This window comes from Pseudomonas sp. 31-12, from assembly GCF_003151075.1.
GTDB lineage: Bacteria > Pseudomonadota > Gammaproteobacteria > Pseudomonadales > Pseudomonadaceae > Aquipseudomonas.
In genome coordinates this window covers 1,708,609-1,730,414 of the sequence record NZ_CP029482.1, presented here as the reverse complement: position 1 = coordinate 1,730,414, position 21,806 = coordinate 1,708,609, and the positions used below count along the sequence as shown (strand labels likewise).

General features: G+C 61.3%; 19 protein-coding genes and 1 riboswitch. Of the genes, 14 read left to right on the top strand and 5 right to left on the bottom strand.

The window, feature by feature from the left end:
• Window positions 1–69 precede the first annotated feature (69 nt).
• Window positions 70–1,011, top strand: coding sequence for a folate-binding protein YgfZ (locus tag DJ564_RS08005; protein ID WP_109628393.1), 942 nt, complete (start codon window positions 70–72; stop codon window positions 1,009–1,011).
• Between the two features lie 35 nt (window positions 1,012–1,046).
• On the top strand, window positions 1,047–1,868 hold the full coding sequence (locus DJ564_RS08000) for an HDOD domain-containing protein (RefSeq protein ID WP_109628392.1): 822 nt from the start codon (window positions 1,047–1,049) through the stop codon (window positions 1,866–1,868).
• A gap of 178 nt (window positions 1,869–2,046) precedes the next feature.
• On the opposite strand, the gene DJ564_RS07995 is transcribed toward DJ564_RS08000, so the two are convergent.
• Window positions 2,047–3,435 carry a sensor histidine kinase gene (locus tag DJ564_RS07995; protein WP_109628391.1) on the bottom strand — a complete coding sequence of 463 codons (1,389 nt, stop codon included), beginning with the start codon at window positions 3,433–3,435 and terminating at the stop codon, window positions 2,047–2,049.
• Window positions 3,428–4,099 carry a response regulator gene (locus tag DJ564_RS07990; RefSeq protein WP_038358340.1) on the bottom strand — a complete coding sequence of 224 codons (672 nt, stop codon included), beginning with the start codon at window positions 4,097–4,099 and terminating at the stop codon, window positions 3,428–3,430. The genes DJ564_RS07995 and DJ564_RS07990 overlap by 8 nt, the downstream gene beginning before the upstream one ends.
• A 391-nt stretch (window positions 4,100–4,490) precedes the next feature.
• On the opposite strand from DJ564_RS07990, the gene DJ564_RS07985 reads away from it, so the two are divergent.
• The 4 genes from DJ564_RS07985 to DJ564_RS07970 are packed head-to-tail and all read left to right on the top strand — an operon-like array spanning window position 4,491 to window position 8,536.
• Complete coding sequence (locus DJ564_RS07985; RefSeq protein ID WP_109628390.1) at window positions 4,491–5,468, top strand: tripartite tricarboxylate transporter substrate binding protein; 978 nt, start codon at window positions 4,491–4,493, stop codon at window positions 5,466–5,468.
• 60 nt (window positions 5,469–5,528) lie between these two features.
• Entirely contained in the window at window positions 5,529–5,987 is a 459-nt protein-coding gene (locus DJ564_RS07980; RefSeq protein ID WP_109628389.1) for a tripartite tricarboxylate transporter TctB family protein, read from the top strand.
• A 1-nt stretch (window position 5,988) separates the two neighbouring features.
• The gene (locus DJ564_RS07975) at window positions 5,989–7,503 is read left to right on the top strand and encodes a tripartite tricarboxylate transporter permease (protein ID WP_109628388.1); all 1,515 of its coding nucleotides are present in this window, start codon (window positions 5,989–5,991) and stop codon (window positions 7,501–7,503) included.
• Window positions 7,496–8,536 carry an AbrB family transcriptional regulator gene (locus DJ564_RS07970; RefSeq protein WP_109628387.1) on the top strand — a complete coding sequence of 347 codons (1,041 nt, stop codon included), beginning with the start codon at window positions 7,496–7,498 and terminating at the stop codon, window positions 8,534–8,536. The genes DJ564_RS07975 and DJ564_RS07970 overlap by 8 nt, the downstream gene beginning before the upstream one ends.
• 161 nt (window positions 8,537–8,697) lie before the next feature.
• Here DJ564_RS07970 and ung read toward each other — a convergent pair whose 3' ends face one another.
• Window positions 8,698–9,390 (bottom strand): uracil-DNA glycosylase, encoded by a 693-nt coding sequence (gene ung / locus DJ564_RS07965; protein ID WP_010462292.1) that lies wholly within the window; start codon window positions 9,388–9,390, stop codon window positions 8,698–8,700.
• A gap of 132 nt (window positions 9,391–9,522) precedes the next feature.
• Between ung and DJ564_RS07960 the strand changes: the two genes are divergently transcribed.
• Window positions 9,523–10,635, top strand: coding sequence for an enoyl-CoA hydratase/isomerase family protein (locus DJ564_RS07960; protein WP_109628386.1), 1,113 nt, complete (start codon window positions 9,523–9,525; stop codon window positions 10,633–10,635).
• Between the two features lie 51 nt (window positions 10,636–10,686).
• Here DJ564_RS07960 and DJ564_RS07955 read toward each other — a convergent pair whose 3' ends face one another.
• Both DJ564_RS07955 and DJ564_RS07950 read right to left on the bottom strand, forming a co-directional pair.
• Window positions 10,687–11,130: a hypothetical protein gene (locus tag DJ564_RS07955; protein WP_109628385.1), complete on the bottom strand. Its 444-nt coding sequence runs from the start codon at window positions 11,128–11,130 to the stop codon at window positions 10,687–10,689.
• Window positions 11,131–11,297: 167 nt separating this feature from the next.
• Window positions 11,298–11,540 carry a hypothetical protein gene (locus tag DJ564_RS07950; RefSeq protein ID WP_109628384.1) on the bottom strand — a complete coding sequence of 81 codons (243 nt, stop codon included), beginning with the start codon at window positions 11,538–11,540 and terminating at the stop codon, window positions 11,298–11,300.
• Between the two features lie 275 nt (window positions 11,541–11,815).
• Window positions 11,816–11,916, top strand: a riboswitch (guanidine-I (ykkC/yxkD leader).
• Between the two features lie 62 nt (window positions 11,917–11,978).
• Here DJ564_RS07950 and DJ564_RS07940 point away from each other — a divergent pair.
• The 7 genes from DJ564_RS07940 (at window position 11,979) to atzF (ending at window position 21,764) form a co-directional block, all read left to right on the top strand.
• The gene (locus tag DJ564_RS07940; protein ID WP_109628383.1) at window positions 11,979–13,046 is read left to right on the top strand and encodes a putative urea ABC transporter substrate-binding protein; all 1,068 of its coding nucleotides are present in this window, start codon (window positions 11,979–11,981) and stop codon (window positions 13,044–13,046) included.
• Between the two features lie 15 nt (window positions 13,047–13,061).
• Complete coding sequence (locus DJ564_RS07935; protein WP_109628382.1) at window positions 13,062–13,877, top strand: ABC transporter permease; 816 nt, start codon at window positions 13,062–13,064, stop codon at window positions 13,875–13,877.
• Window positions 13,874–14,662: an ABC transporter ATP-binding protein gene (locus tag DJ564_RS07930; protein WP_109628381.1), complete on the top strand. Its 789-nt coding sequence runs from the start codon at window positions 13,874–13,876 to the stop codon at window positions 14,660–14,662. The genes DJ564_RS07935 and DJ564_RS07930 overlap by 4 nt, the downstream gene beginning before the upstream one ends.
• A 12-nt stretch (window positions 14,663–14,674) precedes the next feature.
• Entirely contained in the window at window positions 14,675–15,400 is a 726-nt protein-coding gene (locus tag DJ564_RS07925; RefSeq protein ID WP_008036212.1) for an urea amidolyase associated protein UAAP1, read from the top strand.
• An 11-nt stretch (window positions 15,401–15,411) separates the two neighbouring features.
• Window positions 15,412–16,053 (top strand): urea amidolyase associated protein UAAP2, encoded by a 642-nt coding sequence (locus tag DJ564_RS07920; RefSeq protein ID WP_109628380.1) that lies wholly within the window; start codon window positions 15,412–15,414, stop codon window positions 16,051–16,053.
• A gap of 283 nt (window positions 16,054–16,336) precedes the next feature.
• Window positions 16,337–19,966, top strand: coding sequence for an urea carboxylase (uca, locus tag DJ564_RS07910; protein ID WP_109628378.1), 3,630 nt, complete (start codon window positions 16,337–16,339; stop codon window positions 19,964–19,966).
• A gap of 25 nt (window positions 19,967–19,991) precedes the next feature.
• A complete protein-coding gene (atzF, locus tag DJ564_RS07905) occupies window positions 19,992–21,764 on the top strand; it encodes an allophanate hydrolase (RefSeq protein ID WP_109628377.1) in 1,773 nt (590 codons plus the stop codon).
• The last annotated feature ends 42 nt before the right edge of the window (window positions 21,765–21,806 follow it).

Sequence of the window (21,806 nt, the reverse complement as noted above, 5' to 3'; positions counted from 1 at the left end):
TTTGTGAACTACCCATTTCGAGAGCGCCCCCTTATGATGTCCCCCAGACTCTTTACCCTGCGATGACCCATGGCCGATTCTGCTTTTTTCTGCACCCTGTCCCATGAAGGCGTTCTTGCAGTCCGCGGCGCGGACGCCAGCAAATTCCTGCAAGGCCAATTGACCTGCAACCTCAATTACCTGACCGACACCCAGGCCAGCCTCGGCGCCCGCTGCACGCAGAAAGGCCGGATGCAGTCGAGTTTCCGCATCGTGCTGGAAGGCGACGGCGTTCTGCTGGCGATGGCCACCGAACTGCTCGAACCGCAGTTGGCGGACCTGAAAAAGTATGCCGTGTTCTCCAAGTCCAAGCTGACCGATGAAAGCGCCGCTTGGGTCCGCTTCGGCCTCGATCATGGCGATGTCGCACTGAGTAGCCTGGGACTTGAGTTGCCGGCAGACACCGACAGCGTCGCGCGCCATGAAGGTCTGATTGCCATTCGCGTCTCGCCGGATCGCGCCGAACTGTGGGTCGCTGCCGATCAGGCCAATGCCACCAAGGGCAAGCTGTCCGTTCTGCTGGCCGAAGGCACTCTGAATCAATGGCTGCTGGGCCAGATCCGCGCGGGGATCGGCCAGGTCATGCCGAGCACCCGCGAGTTGTTCATCCCGCAGATGCTCAATCTGCAAGCCGTCGGCGGCGTAAGTTTCAAAAAGGGTTGCTACACCGGCCAGGAAATCGTCGCGCGCATGCAGTACCTGGGCAAACTCAAGCGCCGCTTGTATCGCCTGAAACTGGATGCCAGCGAATTGCCTGAACCCGGCACGCCACTGTTCTCCCCGTCCCACGGCAGTTCGATCGGCGAAGTGGTGCTGGCCGCCAACGCCGGGCAAAACATTGAACTCCTGGCCGTACTGCAAGCCGAAGCAGCAGAAGGTGGCGACATTCATCTGGGAGCTCTCGAAGGGCCGGCCCTGCACTTGCTAGACCTGCCTTATCAACTGGATCGCGATCGCGAAATCCAGCGTTAACCGCAGCACTTGTTGCAACACCCTAGAGAAAAGAAATGAGCGAGCTGGCGGATAAGGTCCAACAGGATTTGGTTGAGGCCATCGATAACGATGACCTGGTTCTGCCAACGTTACCGGAAGTGGCCCTGCAGATTCGCAAGGCCGCTGAAGATCCGGAAGTCAGTGTCAGCACCCTGAGCAAAGTGATCGGTCGTGATACGGCGTTGTCGGCGCGCCTGATCAAAGTGGTCAATAGCCCGCTGCTGCGCGCGACTCAGGAAGTGACTGACCTGCACACGGCGATCACGCGGCTGGGCGTCAACTACAGCAGTAACCTGGCGATCGGTCTGGTGATGGAACAGATTTTCCATGCCCGCTCTGAGGTGGTGGCACAGAAAATGCGCGAGGTCTGGCGTAAAAGCCTGGAAATCGCTGGCGTCAGCTATGCGCTGTGCCGCAGTTACACGCAACTCAAGCCTGATCAGGCCGCCCTCGGCGGACTGGTTCATCAGATTGGCGTGCTGCCGATTCTGACCTATGCCGAAGACCACTACGAACTGCTGTCCGACCCGGTCAGCCTCAACCATGTCATCGACCGCATTCATCCCTTGATCGGTGACAAGCTGCTCAGGGTCTGGGAATTCCCGGAAATGCTGGTGCAGTTGCCGGGGCTGTACCTGGATTTCGAACGCCAGTCGGAGCGGGTCGATTATGTCGATCTGGTTCAGGTGGCCAGCCTGTATTGTCACAAGGACACCGACCATCCGCTCGCCCGCTTTGATGTGTTTAACGTACCGGCCTTCAAGAAATTGGGGATCGATCCGGAGAACGAGGCGATGTGCCGCGATCTGGAAGAATCACGATCGATGTTTTATTGATCATGAACACAAGCGACTGTGGCGAGGGAGCTTGCTCCCGCTCGGCTGCGAAGCAGTCGTAAACGCAAACAACGCGGTTTACCGAAAATACTGTGGTGCATGGTTCTGGGGCTGCTTCGCAGCCCAACGGGAGCAAGCTCCCTCGCCACAGCAAGCCCCCTCGCCGCAGGTAAAATATTCACTCCCCCGCAATAAAACTCACCCGCACCTTCAACCCCGCCGACTCACCATCGTGCAGGCTGATCTGCGCCAGGTGCGCGCGACAGATCTCACCGACAATCGCCAACCCCAACCCCGAGCCAGCGACCTGCTGATTACGCCGGTAAAAGCGCTCGAACACCCGATCCCGCTCATCGATGGGAATCCCCGGTCCGTCGTCCTCGACCTCCAGCACCGCCGGCGCCGTGACTCGCAAAATCACATTGCCGCCCGGCGGCGTGTGAGCGAGGGCGTTGTCCACCAGATTGCTCAGCAATTCGTTCAACAGCGTCGGCTCGCCGCGCAGCCACACCGGCTCGTCCGCTTCCAGCGCCAAGGCTACGCCGCGCGCATGGGCCAACGGCGCCATGGCCATGCCCAGTTCGCGCGCCAACTGACTCAGGTCCAACAACTGCGCGCCGCCCTCGGCAATCGCCCGAGCCCCGTTTTCTACTCGCGCCAGCGAAAGCAATTGATTGGCCAGGTGAGTCAGACGGTCGGTGCCTTGGGCAGCGGTTTCCAGGGTGCTGCGCCAGGTTTGCGGTTCGTTTGAACGCAGGCCCAGTTCCAGTCGCGCCTTGAGCGCCGCCAACGGCGTACGCAGTTCATGGGCGGCATCGGCGATGAACTGCGCCTGTCGCTCGAACTGCCCACGCAGACGCTCGGTAAAGTGATTGAGCGCGCGCACCAGCGGCCACAATTCATGCTGCACTTCCACCAGTGGTAATGGCCGCAAATCATCCGACTGACGCTCCTCCACCGCCGTGCGCAAGCGCTCCAGCGGACGCAACGCCGCGCTGACCGCAAACCACACCATCAACAACGCACCGACCGCCAGCATGCCCAAACGCAGCAACGTGTCCGCTGCCAGACTGCGGGCCATCGCGACCCGCGCTTCGTCGGTCTCCGCCACGCGGATTTCCGCCATGCCGTTCATGGTCGGTTCGCTCACGGGTTTGAGCAGGCTCACCACGCGTACGTTCTGCCCACGGTATTGAGCGTTATAGAAGCTCGCCAGTGCCGGATAGTCATCGGTACGCGGCGTTCCCGGGGGCGGTGGCGGGAGGTGTTCGTAACCGGAAATCAGCTTCTGATTGATGTCGTTGACCAGGTAGAAAATCCGCCCGGCGCTGTCGTATGCAAACGTATCGAGGGCCACGTAAGGCACATCGGCACTGAGACTGCCATCGCGCTGGGATACGCCGGCGGCGATGGTCCTCGCCGACGCCAGCAGAGTCCGGTCATACGCCGTGTCAGCGGCTTCGCGACCATTCCAGTACGCGCTCAAACCACTGGCCAGCATTAACACCACCAGCAACAGCGCGAGGTGCCACAACAACCGCCAGCGCAGGCTGCTGGGCTTATGCATCGCGGCTTTCCAGCAAATAGCCGAGGCCACGGAAGGTCACGATGGCGACCGGTTGACCGTCGAGTTTCTTGCGCAGGCGGTGGACGTAGATTTCGATGGCATCCGGGCTGGCTTCCTCATCCAGGCCAAACACCTGAGAGGCCAGTTGCTCTTTGCTCATCACCCGACCGGGCCGGGCGATCAACGCTTCGAGGACTGCCTGTTCGCGGGAGGTCAGGGTCAGCAATTCTTCACCGAGGGTGAAGCGACGAGTGTCCAGGTCATAGGCCAGCACGCCGCAGCGCTGCTGACGCTCACCGCCCAGCACACTGCGCCGCAACAAGGCTTTGACCCGGGCTTCGAGTTCGGTCAGTTCGAACGGCTTGGCCAAGTAATCGTCGGCGCCGAGGTTGAGCCCGTGAACCCGGTCCTTGACGTCGCTGCGGGCGGTCAGCATCAGCACCGGCAGGTTCTTGCCCCGGGCTCGCAGGCGCGCCAGCACTTCGAATCCATCCATGCGCGGCAGGCCGACATCAAGGATCGCCACCGCGTACTCCTCGCTGCTCAAGGCCAGGTCGGCCGCCACGCCGTCGTGCAGCACATCCACGGTCAGCCCGGTGCTCTTGAGCGCCTGGGCGACGCTTTCGGCGAGCTGCAGATGGTCTTCGACGAGCAGAACACGCATGGATCTTTACCTCATTCAGGGATGGTCGACGCCATTCTTTGGCGCGGAGTTTACAGCCGCATCCGCTGCTGTGAAGCCTGAAAACTGTGAAAGCCAATTGAAAGGTTAATGAAAGGTTGGCCCGTTAGAGTCGGCCCACGGATGGTTTCGACTGCGGACCAGCCGATCGTGCTTTGAAATGTAGCTCCCGAAAAACGCCTTGATGCGTTTTCGCCAATAAGAACAATAACGAGGTACTGCACCATGCTGGCCAGACAGCTTCAGGTATACCCGCCCCGCCCGTTTTTTCAATCCCCATCGTTCACGCTTGTCAGCGCCGATACCGGCTGCACGGCGCGAAACCGCCGCACCTGAAACATCCCCAAAAACAAAAACTCCCGTGGAGACAACAATGAATCGATCACTGCGCCGTTTCGCCCTCGCCGCCAGCTGCATGCTGTTCGCCGGCCAACTGATGGCCGAGCCAAAACGCCCTGAATGCATCGCCCCGGCCTCACCGGGTGGCGGTTTCGACCTGACCTGCAAACTGGCGCAAAGCGCGCTGGTGAACGAAAAACTGCTGACCAAACCGATGCGCGTGACCTACATGCCCGGCGGTGTCGGCGCGGTGGCGTACAACGCGGTGGTCGCTCAACGTCCGGCGGATGCCGGTACGCTGGTGGCGTGGTCCAGCGGTTCGCTGCTGAACCTGGCCCAAGGCAAGTTCGGTCGTTTCGATGAAACCAACGTTCGCTGGCTGGCCGCCGTCGGTACCAGCTATGGCGCCATCGCGGTGAAAAGCGATTCGCCCTACAAGTCCCTGGACGATCTGGTGCAGGCACTGAAGAAAGATCCGAGCAAAGTGGTGATTGGTTCCGGCGGCACCGTCGGCAGCCAGGACTGGATGCAGACCGCGTTGATCGCCAAGGCCGCCGGGATCAACCCGCGCGACCTGCGTTACGTCGCCCTCGAAGGCGGCGGTGAAATCGCCACCGCCCTGCTTGGCGGCCACATCCAGGTCGGCAGCACCGACATCTCCGACTCCATGCCTCACATCCAGAGCGGCGACATGCGCCTGCTGGCCGTGTTCTCCGAGAAGCGTCTGGACGAGCCGGAAATGAAAGACATTCCAACCGCCAAAGAGCAAGGCTACGACATCGTCTGGCCAGTGGTTCGCGGTTTCTACCTCGGGCCAAAAGTCAGTGACGAAGACTACGCCTGGTGGAAAGAGGCCTTCGACAAACTGCTGGCGTCCGAAGACTTCGCCAAGCTGCGCGATCAGCGCGAGCTCTTCCCGTTCGCCATGACCGGCCCGGAGCTGGACACCTACGTGAAGAAGCAGGTTGCCGACTACAAAGTGCTGGCCAAAGAGTTCGGCCTGATCCAGTGATCGCCTCTGTCTAGCGGCTGCGGCCCCCCGATTGGCGGGGCCGTGGCACAGGAGTTTCCCATGCTCTTACAACGCATTTTTGCTTCGGTGCTGTTGCTGGCCTGTGTCGGCCTGGCACTGATGGCCTGGCCGTACCAGGCGGCTTTTTCCTACGAACCGGTCGGCCCTCGCGCGTTTCCGCTACTGATGCTCGGTTTGATGGGGCTCGGCTTGCTGTACATGGCGTTTCGGCCGACGCCGATCATCCACAGCGACGACGACCCGAAACTGGACCGTGAAACGCTGATCAAGATCGGCATCTGTGTGGTGTTGTTGCTGGTGTTCGCCGGCACCTTCGAACCCCTTGGTTTCATCGTCGCCAGCATTCTGATCGGCGTCCCCATGGCTCGCCTGTATGGCGGCCGCTGGCTACCGAGCGCGGTGATCATCAGCCTGATGGCCATCGGTCTTTACCTGCTGTTCGACAAGTTGATGGACGTGCCACTGCCCTTGGGCGTACTCGACGTTCTGGAGAACTGATATGGATACTCTTGGCTATTTGGGTCAGGGCTTCGGCGTTGCGCTGACCCCGTATAACCTGGTGACCGCGCTCTGCGGCACCCTGATCGGTACCGTTGTCGGCCTGCTGCCCGGCCTGGGCCCGATCAATGGCGTGGCGTTGTTGATCCCGATCGCGTTCGCCCTGGGCCTGCCACCGGAGTCGGCCCTGATCCTGTTGGCGGCGGTATATCTGGGCTGCGAATACGGCGGGCGGATCAGCTCGATCCTGCTGAACATCCCGGGCGAAGCCTCCACTGTCATGACGACTCTCGACGGCTACCCGATGGCCCGCAAAGGCCTGGCCGGTGTGGCGCTGTCGTTATCGGCGTGGAGTTCGTTCATCGGTGCGTTCATCGCCACCTGCGGCATGGTGCTGTTCGCGCCATTGCTGGCGAAATGGGCGATTGCCTTCGGTCCGGCAGAATATTTCGTGTTGATGGTGTTCGCGATTGTCTGCCTTGGCGGCATGGCCGGCGATCGTCCGGTGAAGACGTTCATTGCCGCGCTGATCGGTCTTTTTCTGTCGACCGTTGGCATCGACGCCAACAGCGGTGTGTACCGTTTTACCGGAGATAATATCCATTTGACTGACGGCATTCAGTTCGTCGTTCTGGTGTTGGGCCTGTTCTCGATCAGTGAAATTCTCTTGCTGCTGGAAAAAACCCATCGTGGCCAGGAAGCGGTGAAAGCCACCGGCCGGATGATGTTCAACTTCAAGGAAGCGTCGGCGGTGTTCGTGGTGAACATCCGTTGCGGCTTGTTGGGCTTCATCATGGGCGTGTTGCCGGGCGCCGGCGCCACCCTCGCCAGCGCCGTGGCCTACATGACCGAAAAACGCATCGCCGGCGACAAAGGCACGTTCGGCCAAGGTGACATGCGCGGCCTCGCTGCACCGGAAACCGCCATCGGCGGTGCGGCCTGCGGCGCGCTGGTGCCCATGCTGACCCTCGGCGTTCCAGGTTCGGGGACCACAGCGGTGATGATCGGCGCGCTGTCGCTGTACAACATCACCCCCGGCCCGCTGTTGTTCCAGCAACAACCGGACATCGTCTGGGGCCTGATCGCCTCGCTGTTCGTCGCCAACGTCATGCTGGTGATCCTCAACATCCCGATGATCCGCATCTTCACCCGCATCCTCGCCGTGCCGAACTGGGCGCTGGTGCCGGTGATCGCGATCATTACCGGGATCGGCGTCTACGCGGTGCACGCCACCACCTTCGACCTGTTCCTGATGATCGGCATTGGCATCTTCGGTTACATCCTGCGCAAGCTAGACTTCCCGTTGTCGCCCGTGCTGCTGGGCTTCATCCTCGGTGGCTTGATGGAGCAGAACCTGCGTCGTGCGCTGTCGATCTCCAACGGTGCGCTGGAAATCCTCTGGTCGAGCCCGATCACCTTCGGTTGCTGGGTGCTGACAGCCATCATGTTGCTGATGCCGCTGCTGCGGATTTGGCGCAAACGTTCGGTTGCGCGGCGCGTTATCGCAGATGTCTGATCGGACACCCTTCAACGCCTGGTGGGGTACGCCGCTGGTCGGTGCGCTGGGCGGTTACCTCGCCAGTCTTGTCGGCTGGCCGCTGCCATGGATGGTCGGCTCGTTGCTGGCGATTACCCTGGTGCGCTGCCTGACACCCTGGCAATTGGCGGAAATCCCTGGAGGCCGCAAGTGCGGCCAGTGGGTGGTCGGCATCGGTATCGGCCTGCACTTCACCCCGGTGGTGATGGAGCAGGTGTTGAGTCACTTCGGCTTGATCTTCTTCGGTGCGTTGATCACCAGCCTGTCCGCCGTGGTCGGGGTCTGGTTGATGCGGCGCACCGGGGAGGATCGCGCCACCGCGTTCTTTTCCAGCATGCCCGGCGGCTCCGGGGAGATGGTCAACCTCGGCGCACGTAATGGCGCGGTGCTCAGTCGCGTGGCGGCGGGGCAAAGTTTGCGGGTGCTGGTGGTGGTGCTGTGCGTGCCAGCAGCCTTCAAGTACTTGTTGGGTTACGGCGCACCAGTCTTGCACCCAAGTACCGTGAATGGGTGGTGGCTGGCCCTTCTATTCCCGGCAGGTGCGCTGGCGGCCTGGCTCTGGGAACGTCTTCGTCAACCCAATCCGTGGCTGTTCGGGCCGTTGCTGGTGAGTGCGGCGGTGAGCATTGGTTGGGATTTGCACATCGGCTTGCCCAATGGTGGCAGCCAGATCGGCCAATGGCTGATCGGCAGCGGCTTGGGCTGTCACTTCAATCGGCAGTTTTTCCGTCGGGCGCCTTCCTTTATGGGACGGACCTTGATCGGCACGGTGCTGACCATGTTGATCGCTACGGCGGCGGCACTGGGATTGAGTGCGCTGACGCATCTGGATTTGCGTTCGCTGACGTTGGGCATGATGCCCGGCGGCATTGCGGAGATGAGCCTGACGGCGGAGACCCTGCAATTGTCGGTACCGCTGGTGACGGCAATGCAGGTGATGCGGTTGTTGTTCGTGTTGTTTCTGGCGGAGCCGTTGTTCAGGTATTGGAATCGCGAGCCGGAACAACCCTGACATACCCCCTGTGGTGAGGGAGCATGCTCCCGCTCGGCTGCGTAGCAGTCGTAAAACCCGAGCATGCGGTGTGCAAGAAGAAATCAGGCTGCTTGCTTTGGGGCTTTTTCGCAGCCCAGCGGGAGCAAGCTCCCTCGCCACAATTTTTCACCACTTTCACTTCAAACCGGCGGCAACCGCCACTCGATCGGCGTCTCGCCATTCTGCTCAAGAAACTTGTTGGTCCGGCTGAAATGCCCGCATCCCAGAAATCCGCGATAGGCGGACAACGGTGACGGATGCACCGACGTCAGCACCAGGTGCTTGGTCGCATCGATCAGTTTCTGTTTGCTCTGTGCATGGGCGCCCCACAGCATGAACACCAGATGCGGTTGCTGCTGGCTGACCACTTCAATGATCCGATCCGTGAAAAACTGCCAACCCTTGTCCTTGTGCGCATTGGCATTGGCCCGCTCCACCGTCATCGTGGTGTTGAGCATCAACACGCCCTGATCCGCCCAACTCTGCAGGTAGCCATGATTGGGAATGTCGATGTTCAGGTCGCGCTTCAACTCTTTATAGATGTTCACTAGCGACGGCGGCGCCGGTACACCCGGTTGCACTGAGAAGCACAACCCATGAGCCTGTCCCGGGCCGTGATACGGGTCCTGGCCGAGTATGACGACCTTGACCTTGTCCAGCGGCGTGGAGTTAAGTGCGTTGAAAATCATCGGTCCAGGAGGATAGATCTCCTTGCCCGCCGCGCGCTCCTGTTGCAGGAAATTACGCAACTCTGCCATGTAGGGCTGGTCGAATTCGGCACGTAGCGCCTCCTTCCAGCCCGGTTCGAGTTTGATACGGTCGTCAGCAGTCATGGTTACATCCGGCAAAAACAATGGGGCGAACCCTAGGAAAGCCCATCGCGCTTGTCAATTGATCTGACGCAGATCCGGCACTTTCCTGTACAGCGATCATACTGAACGCTCAAATTCCCTATCGAGGTCACGATGAATCTGCACTTCGAAGAACTCACCGGCATCGACGGCGCGCGCATCGGCATCGCCAGCCTGGATGCCGAAAAGTCGCTCAACGCGCTTTCCCTGCCCATGATCAACGCCCTGCGCGATCAGATGGACGCCTGGGCCAAGGATCCGCAAATCGTCTGTGTTTTGTTGCGCGGCAATGGCGCCAAGGCCTTTTGCGCCGGCGGCGAAGTGCGCAGCCTGGTGGAGGCCTGTCGCGCTCACCCGGGGGAAGTGCCACCCTTGGCCGCGCACTTCTTTGCGGCGGAATATCGCCTGGACTTCAATCTGCACACCTTCCCCAAACCGCTGATCTGCTGGGGCCATGGTTATGTGCTCGGTGGTGGCATGGGGCTGCTGCAAGGCGCGAGCATCCGAATTGTCACGCCGAGCAGCCGTCTGGCGATGCCGGAGATCAGTATCGGTCTTTATCCCGATGTCGGCGCCAGTTGGTTTCTCTCACGGCTGCCCGGCAAGCTTGGGTTGTTTCTTGGACTGACCGGCGCGCACATGAACGGTCGCGATGCGATCGACCTGGACCTGGCCGACCGTTTTCTGCTCGATGAACAGCAAGAAGAGCTGATCGAAGGCTTGCTGCAATTGAACTGGCAGGAACAGACGCCGATGCAGCTCAACAGTCTGCTCAAGGCCTTGCAGCAGGAAGCCGTCGCGCAAATGCCCGAAGCGCAGTGGCTGCCGCGACGCCAGCAAATCGATGAACTGCTGGACGTTGCCGATGTGCGCTGCGCCTGGAAAGCCATCAGCCATCTGCGTGACCATACGGATCTGCTGTTCAGCCGAGCGGCGAAAACCCTGACCGAAGGCTCGCCCCTGACTGCGCATCTGGTGTGGGAACAGATCGTCCGCGCCCGGCACATGTCGCTGGCAGAGGTCTTTCAGATGGAATACACGATAAGCCTCAACTGCTGCCGTCATCCTGAGTTCAGCGAGGGGGTGCGGGCGCGGTTGATCGACAAGGATCAGAAACCTCATTGGCACTGGCAGGACGTCAACACAGTGCCGGATGCGGTGGTGGAAGCGCACTTCCACAAGGTCTGGGAAGGCCGGCATCCGCTGGCGGATCTGTCGGAGTACTGAAATCAGGGCATAAAAAAAGCGGCGCTTCATGCGCCGTTTTTTTGTAGAGGATTACCGACGGCCGCCTCGGCCATCGTGATCGCCCCGACCGTTATGGTCGCCTCTCCCGCCGTGGTTGTTGCGTCCGCCATGACCACGGTTATCGTTACTCCAACCGCCGCGGTTCCGACCGTCCCAACCATGGGACCGGTAGTCGCCCCGTTGCGACTGGTAATAACGCGGTGCCGGTTGATAAACCCGCGGCTGGTGGTAATAGCGCGGTGTAGGCTGGTAATACCGCGCAGGTGGCGCGTAGTACCGGCGTGGCGGCGTGTAATAACCCCCGCCGCCTGAATAATAAGGGCCGCCACCGGAATAATAGGCGGGCGCTGGCGAGGTATAGACCTCGGAACTGTAGTAGCTGCCTCCTCCATCGGAATAGGGCACGCACGCACCAAGAGACAATCCCACTACTGCAATCAGAAGAATTCGGCGGAGCTGTTTTCGACAGAGCATGGCGGCCTCCTGGACCGCGAGTGAGCCACACCAGCGACGCTGGCAGGCGACAGTCAATTATTCGGTGACTGTCGAGAGATCAGACATCGATTTCGAAATCTGGTGCGTTCTTGAAACAGATTGAAACATGTCGCCGATGAAAGGTTTTTCATCTATTCACCCGCCGATTAATGGTGGCCATGACGATATCCACCCCCGTGATGACGTGATCCGTGCCCGCCCCAATAGAAGTAGCGATAGCCGCCGTAAAAGCGTGGGCCGTAGTAATAGCGGGGACCGTAATAGTAGGAATAAGGGGAATAGCCGGGGTAGTAATAGGGCGCGGAATATACATCGTAGCCTCCGGCGTAGTAATAGCAGCCGGACAAGCCCAGACCGAGAACGACACCGAACAACAGTCGACGAAACATGGCGGCCTCCTGAAAGACCACAACCGGACAGGCCGGCTGACACCACGTTTGACTGGCATTCCCATGCCGAGTGCCGAGCACCGCAGACCTTCAGATCAGCGGCCAGCCCGATCCATTGCGGTGCACCCGCGCACCATCACAAGGCAGCCCGATCTCCCTGCCCCAACGGACTACTCGCGTAACCCCCCACGCTAGAGCCCTCAAGCCAACTTGGCACGGCTCTCGCTTTAGCAAACCCGTGCAGGAGTCATCACAGGTTCGCGGCACCACAATTTGCAATGGCTGACTAGGGTTCCGGCTCGCTAAGGCGAGTGGCTGGTCCGAGAGTTGGCGACCTCCAGTTGAGGTTACACGGCGGGACAAAAGCCCGGGAGACAAGCCACCGTTCGCGGTGCCGCGTTGACTCCTGCCCGCCCTTGATCAACTGGAGAACCACCCATGCTCAAGCTTCGTTTACCCGCCCTCCTCGCCGCTGCTTTCGCGGCCCTCGTGAGCGTCTCGTCCCAGGCTGCACAAAAAGACCACTTCAGCGTTTGCTGGACCATCTACGCCGGTTGGATGCCGTGGGAATACGCCGGCAGCCAAGGCATCGTCGACAAATGGGCGAAGAAATACGGCATCAAGATCGATGTCGTGCAGCTCAACGATTACGTCGAATCCATCAACCAGTACACGGCCGGCCAGTTCGACGGTTGCACCATGACCAACATGGACGCGCTGACCATCCCGGCGGCCGGCGGCGTCGACAGCACCGCGCTGATCGTCAGCGACTTCTCCAACGGCAACGACGGCGTCGTGCTCAAGGGCGACGGCAAGAAAGTCACCGACCTCAAGGGCATGGACGTCAATCTGGTCGAGCTGTCCGTCTCGCACTACCTGCTGGCGCGGGCGCTGGATTCAGTCGATCTCACCGAGAAAGACCTCAAAGTGGTGAACACCTCTGACGCCGATATCTCGGCCGCCTTTAACACCGATCAGGTCAACGCCGTCACCACCTGGAACCCGATGCTTTCGGACATCAAGGCCAAGCCCGGGGTGACCGAAGTCTTCAACTCCAGCCAGATCCCCGGCGAAATCATGGACATGATGGTGGTCAACAGCGCCACCCTCAAAGACAACCCGGCCCTGGGCAAAGCGCTGACCGGCGCCTGGTTCGAAGTGGTCGCGTTGATGAACGCGAAAAACGCCGCCAGCAAAACTGCGCTGGAACACATGGCCAAAGCTTCGGGCACCGACCTGGCCGGTTTCCAGTCGCAACTCGACACCACCAAATTGTTCGCCACACCCAAGGAAGCCCTGGACTTCTCCACCAGCAAGCAGCTGCCGGAAACCATGCGCAAAGTCGCCGAGTTTTCGTTCCAGCACGGCTTGCTCGGTGAAGGCGCCAAGGACACCAGCGCGGTGGGCATGGCCTTCGCCAATGGCGTGACCAGCGGCGACAAGACCAACCTCAAGCTGCGCTTCGACCCGACCTACGTGCAGATGGCCGCTGACGCCAAGCTGTAAACCGGAGGACTGGCCATGCGCCTGATCAATCGCCACCCGGATCGTCCGAGTCGCCTGCTGTTGGTGATCCTGCCGTTCGCCCTGGTGCTGTTCGCCTACTTCATGGGCTCGGCCGAGCGGCTGACGGACAACCCCAATGACAAGCTATTGCCGAGCGCCGTGCAGATGACCGACGCGGTGAAACGCCTGGCCTTCACCGCCGACACCCGCACCGGTGAATACCTGTTGTGGCAAGACACCGCGTCCAGCCTGCGCCGCCTGGTCATCGGCCTCGGCATCAGTGCGCTGGCCGGGCTGTGCCTGGGCATCGCCGCCGGAACGTTGCCACTGTTCGGCGCGCCGTTGTCGCCGTTGCTGACGGTGTTGTCGATGGTGCCGCCACTGGCAATCCTGCCGATTCTGTTCATCGTCTTCGGGCTGGGGGAATTGTCGAAAGTGATGCTGATCGTGATCGGCATCACCCCGTGCCTCGCTCGTGATCTGGAACAGCGTGCCCGGGAAATTCCGGTCGAGTTGCTGATCAAGGCCCAGACCCTCGGCGCGTCAACCTGGACGCTGATGTTGCGCGTGGTGCTGCCGCAATTGTTGCCACGGCTGCTGATCTCGCTGCGGTTGATGCTGGGTTCGGCGTGGTTGTTCCTGATCGCTGCCGAAGCCATCGCCTCCACCGACGGCCTCGGCTACCGGATTTTTCTGGTGCGCCGTTACCTGGCGATGGACGTGATTCTGCCGTACGTGGTGTGGATCACCCTCCTCGCCTGGCTGATGGATTGGGGCCTGAAGCGCCTGACTCAGCGTGCGTTCCCCTGGTATGAAGGAGCCCGCGCATGAGCTTCATCACGGTAAAAAACGTCTGGCAGCAATACGCCGATCAAGTGGTACTGGAAGGGTTGAACCTGAACGTCAACGAGGGAGAATTCTGCACCCTGGTCGGCGCCTCGGGTTGTGGCAAATCGACCTTCCTGCGGCTGCTGCTCGGTCAGGAACGCGCCAGTCGCGGCGAAATTCTGCTGGATGGCCAAGCCTTGGCCGGTGAGCCTGATTCGAGCCGTGGCGTGGTGTTCCAGCGTTACTCGGTGTTCCCGCACCTGACCGTGCTGGACAACGTCGCCCTAGGCCTCGAACTGCCGCGTTCGCCGCTGCTCGGGCGCTTGTTCGGCAGCGCTAAAAAAGACGCCCGCGAACAAGCCTCGGTGTTATTGCACAAAGTCGGCCTCGGCCACTCGCTGGACAAGTACCCGGCGCAGCTCTCCGGCGGCATGCAACAACGGCTGGCCATCGCCCAGGCGCTGATCATGAAACCCCGGGTGTTGCTGCTCGATGAACCGTTCGGCGCGCTCGATCCGGGCATCCGCAAAGACATGCACGCCTTGCTGCTGGAGCTGTGGCGCGAGACGCAACTGACGGTGTTCATGGTCACCCATGACCTGTCCGAAGGTTTCAGCCTCGGCACCCGTTTGCTGGTGTTCGACAAGGTCCGCGTCGACCCGCACGCCCCCGGCGCCTATGGCGCGCGCATCACCTACGACATCCCTTTGAACAGCGACCGCCGCGTCAATCGCGCCGCCGTCGACGCCTTGCCGGCTGAACTGGCGGGCACGCTTCGTATCGCTTAGAGGAATTTTGAAATGACTGATTCGACTCAACTGTTCCCGCCCTTCGCCGAAGAAATGCTCCCCGGCGGCGGCCATCGTTCGTTCGTCTTGAAACGCGGCCAATTGCTGCGTCTGACCGACCTGCGCGGCGGCGCCAACGTCAGCCTGACTTTGCTCAATGCCAATGAAAAAACCGAGCGCCTGAACCTCCCCGACAGCCTCAAATGCCAACACACCGCCAAGCTCACCACTGGCCACTGCCTGTACTCGGACATGGGCCGCGTGCTGGCGGCAATCACCGCCGACACCTGCGGTTGGAGCGACAGCCTCGGCGGCGTGCTCTGCGCTGAAGAAGTCGCGGAAAAATACGGCGCGGGCCGCTATCAGGAACTGCGCAACGGCTTCTTCCGCAACGGCACCGACAACCTGTTGGTGGAGCTGGGCAAGTGGGGTTTGGGCCTGTCCGATTTGCTGATGACGCTCAACCTGTTCAGCCGCGTGAACGTCGATGAGGCCGGGCGTTTCCATTTCGTCGAAGGTAACTCCAAGGCTGGCGACTACATCGAGTTGTACGCGCCGATGGACACGCTGGTGGTCCTCACTGCGTTGCAACACCCGATGGACCCATCACCTGAATACGCCCCCAAGCCCTTGAAGTTGAGCTGGATGAACGCCGACGCCAGCGTCGCCGAACACTGCCGCACCTCGCGCCCGGAAAACGAGCGCGGCTTCATCAACACCGACCGCCTGTTCGCCTGAGGATCGCTGCCATGTCACTTGCAATCGCTACCGCACACCCATCGCCTGAAACCGCGGTCTACCGCGCCACCATTCCCGCCGGCGAGCCGTGGCTGATGGAGGTCAAGGCTGGCCAGACGTTGCGCATCCTCGACCTGGAAGGCAATCAGGCCGTCGATACCTTGTTCTACAGCGTCGCCAATCCCAAGGAGCGTTACGACGTACAGCGTACGTTGCGCCGGCAGAACAGCGTCTACCTGAGCACCGGCAGCGTGCTGTATTCCAACCTCGGCAAACCGATGCTGACCATCGTCGCCGACACTTGCGGGCGTCACGACACCCTCGGCGGCGCCTGCGCGCAAGAGAGCAACACCGTGCGTTACGCGTTGGAGAAACGCTACATGCACAGCTGCCGCGACAACTACCTGCGGGCGTGCGTCCACGACGGGCGACTGGGCAAGGGTGACATCGGGCCGAACATCAACTTCTTCATGAACGTGCCGGTCACCGCCGATGGCGGGCTGACCTTTGAAGACGGCATTTCGGCACCTGGAAAGTACGTCGACCTGCGGGCGGAGATGGACGTGATCGTGCTGATCTCCAACTGCCCGCAACTGAACAACCCGTGCAATGCCTACAACCCGACCCCTGCGGAGCTTCTGGTATGGAACTGAAATTAGCGCGGTTGCGGCGATGGTTGTTTGCCCTGTGCCAGGCCCGTTCCGGGCAGTGCCTCAAAAAGTAAAAACACCCCAATCCAAATGTGGGAGCGAGCCTGCTCGCGATAGCGGTGTGTCAGTCGACATCAATGTCGAATGTGCTGGCCCTATCGCGAGCAGGCTCGCTCCCACAGGGGTTCAGCGGTGTTTTCAAGTCTGGTGATTTTGCCGTCGGGGACGACCCCGGCGCTCATCGAAAAACTGCGGGACGGCCCGCATCCCCTCCGGGGTCTATGCCATGTTCGAAAAAGTCCTGATTGCCAACCGTGGCGCCATCGCCTGCCGCATCCTGCGCACTCTGCGTGAAGTGCAGGTCAAGGGCGTTGCCGTTTACTCCGAAGCGGATGCCGCGAGCCTGCACATCCTGCAAGCCGATGAAGCCCACAGCCTCGGTGAAGGCGCGGCCGCTGGCACCTACCTGGCGGTCGAGAAAATCCTCGCCATCGCCAAAGCCACCGGCGCCACGGCGATCCATCCCGGCTACGGCTTCCTTTCGGAAAACGCCGCGTTCGCCGAGGCCTGCGAAGCCGCCGACATCGCCTTCATCGGCCCCACGCCAGAGCAACTGCGCGTGTTCGGCCTCAAGCACACCGCGCGCGCCCTGGCCAAGCAACATGGCGTGCCGATGCTCGAAGGCACCGAACTGCTCGACAGCCTCGACGCGGCGCTGATTGCGGGCGATCAGGTCGGCTACCCGGTGATGCTCAAAAGTACCGCTGGCGGTGGCGGCATCGGCATGCGCGTATGCCGCAGTGCGGCGGAATTGAGCGAATCCTTCGAAGCGGTGAAACGCCTCGGCCAGAACAACTTCAGCGACGCCGGTGTGTTCATCGAGAAATACATCCAGCGCGCCCGCCACCTGGAAGTTCAGGTGTTCGGCGACGGCCGCGGCGAGGTGATTGCCCTCGGCGTGCGCGACTGCTCCGTACAGCGGCGCAATCAGAAAGTCCTCGAAGAAACACCCGCGCCGAACCTGCCCAACGGCATGGCCGAAGAGCTCTGCGCGGCGGCGATCAAACTGGCGAAAGCGGTGAAATACCGCAGCGCCGGCACTGTGGAATTTGTCTTCGACAGCGAAGACCAACGGTTCTACTTCCTGGAAGTGAACACCCGTTTGCAGGTGGAACACGGCGTCACCGAGCAAGTGTGGGGCGTCGACCTGGTGCGCTGGATGGTGGAACTGGCAGCCGGTGATTTGCCGCCATTGAGCGACTTGAGCCGAGGCTTGAAAGCCGACGGCCATGCGATTCAGGCACGGCTGTATGCCGAAGACCCGGGTCGTGATTTCCAGCCGAGCCCAGGCTTGCTGACCGCCGTGAACTTCCCTGCCGCCGATGGCAAACACCTGCGCATCGACAGCTGGGTCGAGGCCGGTTGCGAGATTCCGCCATACTTCGATCCGATGATCGCCAAGGTCATCTGCTGGGCGCCGACCCGTGAAGAGGCCGCTGCCGATCTGCATCAGGCGTTGGGCGACAGTCTGCTCTACGGCGTGGAAACCAATCGCGATTACCTGCGGCAAATTCTGCTCGATGCGCCGTTCGCCAGCGGTCAGCCGTGGACCCGTTGCCTGGAAGGTCTGGTGTATCAGGCCAACACCTTTGAAGTGCTCAGCGCCGGTACTCAGACCAGCGTTCAGGACTATCCCGGCCGTCTCGGTTACTGGGCGGTGGGCGTGCCGCCGTCGGGGCCGATGGACAGTCGCGCTTTGCGTCTGGCCAATCTTTTGCTGGGGAATGACGAAGGCGCGGCGGCGCTGGAAATCACCATGAGCGGACCGTTGCTGCGCTTCAATTGCGATGCGGTGGTCGCGGTCACCGGGGCGGTCATTCCACTGGCATTGAACGGTGAAACCGTCGCGATGAACACGGCGCTGCTGATTCCGGCCGGCGCCACATTATGCCTCGGCACGATTGCCGGGGCCGGTGCTCGCAGCTATCTGAGCCTGCGCGGCGGCTTGCAAGTGCCGGATTACCTGGGCAGCAAAAGCACGTTCACGCTGGGTCAGTTTGGTGGGCATGGCGGTCGTGCGTTGCGGGCGGGTGATGTGTTGCATGTGCCTGCATTGATCGACCGCAGCGTCGGTCAGCAACTGGACCGCGTCACCGAGTTGTCTGCTGTGCGGCAGATCCGGGTGATCTACGGGCCGCATGGCGCGCCGGAATACTTCACCGAGAATTACATCGGCACTTTCTTCGCGACCCAGTGGGAAGTGCACTTCAACTCCAGCCGTACCGGCGTGCGATTGATCGGGCCGAAGCCGGAATGGGTGCGGGCCGATGGGGGTGAGGCAGGGCTGCATCCGTCGAATATTCATGACAATCCATATGCCATTGGCGCGGTGGATTTCACCGGGGATATGCCAGTGATCCTGGGGCCGGATGGCCCAAGTCTGGGCGGGTTTGTCTGCCCGGTGACGGTGATTGAGGCGGATCTTTGGCAGCTTGGGCAGCTGAAGGCTGGGGACAAAGTCCAGTTCTCACCGGTCGACATCAAAACCGCCCGAAATCTCGCCTTGAAATGGAATACCCCTTGTGGGAGCTGGCCTGCCAGCGATGGGGACCGAGCAGACACCGCATCAGCTTCATCGCTGGCAGGCCAGCTCCCACAGGGTCTGGTGTCGCCTGTGGTGTTAGATTTGGGTCAGGGAGATACGCGGCTGGTTGCGAGGTTGTCGGGGGATACGCACCTTCTCCTTGAGATCGGCGCACCTGAACTTGACCTCGTCCTGCGCTTTCGCGCCCACGCCCTGATGCAAGCCCTGGAAAGCAAACACCTCCACGGTGTGATCGACCTCACTCCGGGCATCCGCTCGCTGCAAGTGCACTACCAACCCGAGCAACTTCCCTTGGCCGATCTGCTCGGCATCATCGCCGGCGAATGGGACGCCGTGTGCGCCGCCAAAGACCTGCAAGTGCCGTCGCGCATCGTGCATTTGCCGCTGTCCTGGGACGATCCGGCCTGTCAGTTGGCGATCGAAAAATACATGACCACTGTGCGCAAGGACGCACCGTGGTGCCCGAGCAATCTGGAGTTCATCCGCCGCATCAACGACCTGCCGAACCTCGACGAAGTGCAGCGCACGGTGTTCGACGCCAGTTATCTGGTAATGGGCCTCGGTGACGTTTACCTCGGCGCACCGGTCGCCACCCCGCTCGATCCGCGCCATCGCCTGGTCACCACCAAGTACAACCCGGCCCGCACCTGGACCGCGGAAAACTCGGTGGGCATCGGTGGCGCCTATATGTGCGTGTACGGCATGGAAGGTCCCGGCGGTTATCAGTTTGTCGGACGCACGTTGCAGATGTGGAACCGCTACCGCGAAGTCGCCGCGTTCGACGGCAAACCGTGGCTGCTGCGCTTTTTCGACCAGATCCGTTTCTACCCCGTGAGCGCCGATGAACTGTTGCGCATCCGCCGCGATTTCCCGCTCGGGCGTTTCGATCTGAACATCGAGCACAGTCAACTGAACCTCGCGGATTACCAGGCCTTTCTGACAAAAGAAGCCGAGACCATCGCCGCGTTTCGCGATCAGCAGCAAGGCGCGTTCAACGCTGAACGTGAGCGCTGGATCGCCAGCGGCCAGGCGCATTTCGACAGCGAAGAACCGGATCCGGAAGTGACCGAAGACGCACCGCTCGCCAGCGGTGAAATGAGTGTCGACAGCCACATCGCCGGCAACCTCTGGCAGGTGCAGGTCGAGACCGGCAGCCGCGTCGCCGCCGGTGACGTGCTGGTGATTCTGGAGTCGATGAAGATGGAAATTCCGCTGCTCGCACCCATGGCCGGCGTGGTGCGCGAGATTCGCGTGCAACCGGGTTCGGCGGTGCGTGCCGGACAGCGCGTCGTGGTGCTGGAACTCGACTGAACCCATTTGAAAAAGGATTAACCCGATGAACATCAATCTGCAACTCGACGCCCTGCGCAGCGCCTATCGCCTCGGCAACATCACGCCCCGTCAATTGCTGCTGGGCCTGCGTGACAAAGCCGCGGCGCTGAACCCGGACTATCACCTGTTCATCCACTTGCTCAGTGTTGAAGAACTGGAGCCGTACCTCGCCGCGCTCGACGGTCGCGACCTCGACAGCCTGCCGCTGTACGGCGTGCCGTTCGCGATCAAGGACAATATCGACCTGGCGGGCATTCCCACCACGGCGGCGTGTCCAGCGTTTGCTTATGTGCCGCAGCGGTCGGCGACCATCGTCGAGCAGTTGCTGGCGCTGGGCGCGATCCCTTTGGGCAAGACCAATCTTGATCAGTTCGCTACCGGGTTGAATGGCAGCCGCTCGCCGTATGGCGCGTGCCCGAACAGCGTATTGCCGGAGTATCCGTCGGGCGGGTCCAGTGCCGGATCTTCGCTGGCGGTGGCGCTGGGTGTGGCGAGTTTTTCGTTGGGTACGGATACGGCGGGATCGGGACGTGTACCCGCGGCGCTGAACAATCTGGTTGGGTTGAAAGCCACCAAAGGATTGATCTCCACGGCGGGTGTGGTGCCGGCCTGTCGCACATTGGATTGCGTGACAACGTTTACCGCGACGGCTCGGGAAGCCAGTCAATTGCTGGCGCTCACCGCACACCTCGATCCGCGAGATGAATACAGCCGCCGCAACCCGCTGTGGAATGATGGCTCGGCGTTCGGCACGCCGCGGCCGTTCCGTTTCGGTGTGCCGCGTGCGCAGGATCTGGAATTCTTCGGCTGCCCTGAAGGGCCTTTGTTGTTCGGTGATGCCATCGATCGACTCAAGGCCTTGGGGGGTGAAGCGGTGGAACTGGATCTGACGCCGTTCCTCGAAGCGGCGCGGTTGCTCTATGAAGGCCCGTGGGTGGCGGAACGCTACAGCGTGGCCGGCGAGTTGATGGAGCAGAATCCCGAAGCCGTGTTGCCGGTGATTCGCACGGTGCTGGCCAAGGCGCCGGCGGTGACGGGCGTGCAGACGTTCCGTGCCCAGTATCGGCTGCAAGCCCTGAAAGCGCTGTGCGACCAGGCACTGGAAAACCTTGATTGTGTCGTTACGCCCACCCTTGGTCGCCCCGTTACTCTGGCGGAACTGGTCGCCGAACCGGTGTTGCGCAATTCAGAACTGGGTTACTACACCAACTTCATGAACCTGCTCGATTACGCGGCCGTCGCCGTGCCCAGCGGATTTATGGGCAATGGTTTGCCGTGGGGCGTGACGGTGTTTGGTCGGGCGTTTACCGATCAGTTTTTGTTGGGGGTGGCGGATGCGTTTCAACATTGTCCGACGGTTGCTGCATCGACAACCGTCGCCCGCAATGACCGCGCACGGCTGGTGGTCTGTGGCGCGCATCTGGATGGGTTGGCGTTGAACTGGCAATTGAAGCGACGCGGGGCTCGGTTGGTCGAGACGACGTTTAGCTCGCCGGACTATCAGCTGTATGCGTTGGCCGGTGGCCCGCCGTTTCGTCCGGGGATGGTGCGGGTGAAGGATGGCGGCGTGGCGATTGCGGTGGAGGTGTGGGAGTTGCCGAGCAGTGAGCTGGGCTCGTTTCTGACCGGCATTCCGGCGCCGCTGGGGTTGGGCAAGGTGCAACTGGCGGATGGGCGTTGGGAAAGTGGGTTTATTTGTGAGGGGTATGGGTTGGAGGGTGCGGTCAATATCAGCCATTTCGGGGGATGGCGTGCGTATCTGACAGATCTGCAGTGATTTCTCGATTCGCGGGCAAGCCCGCTCCCACAAGGGCCGCGT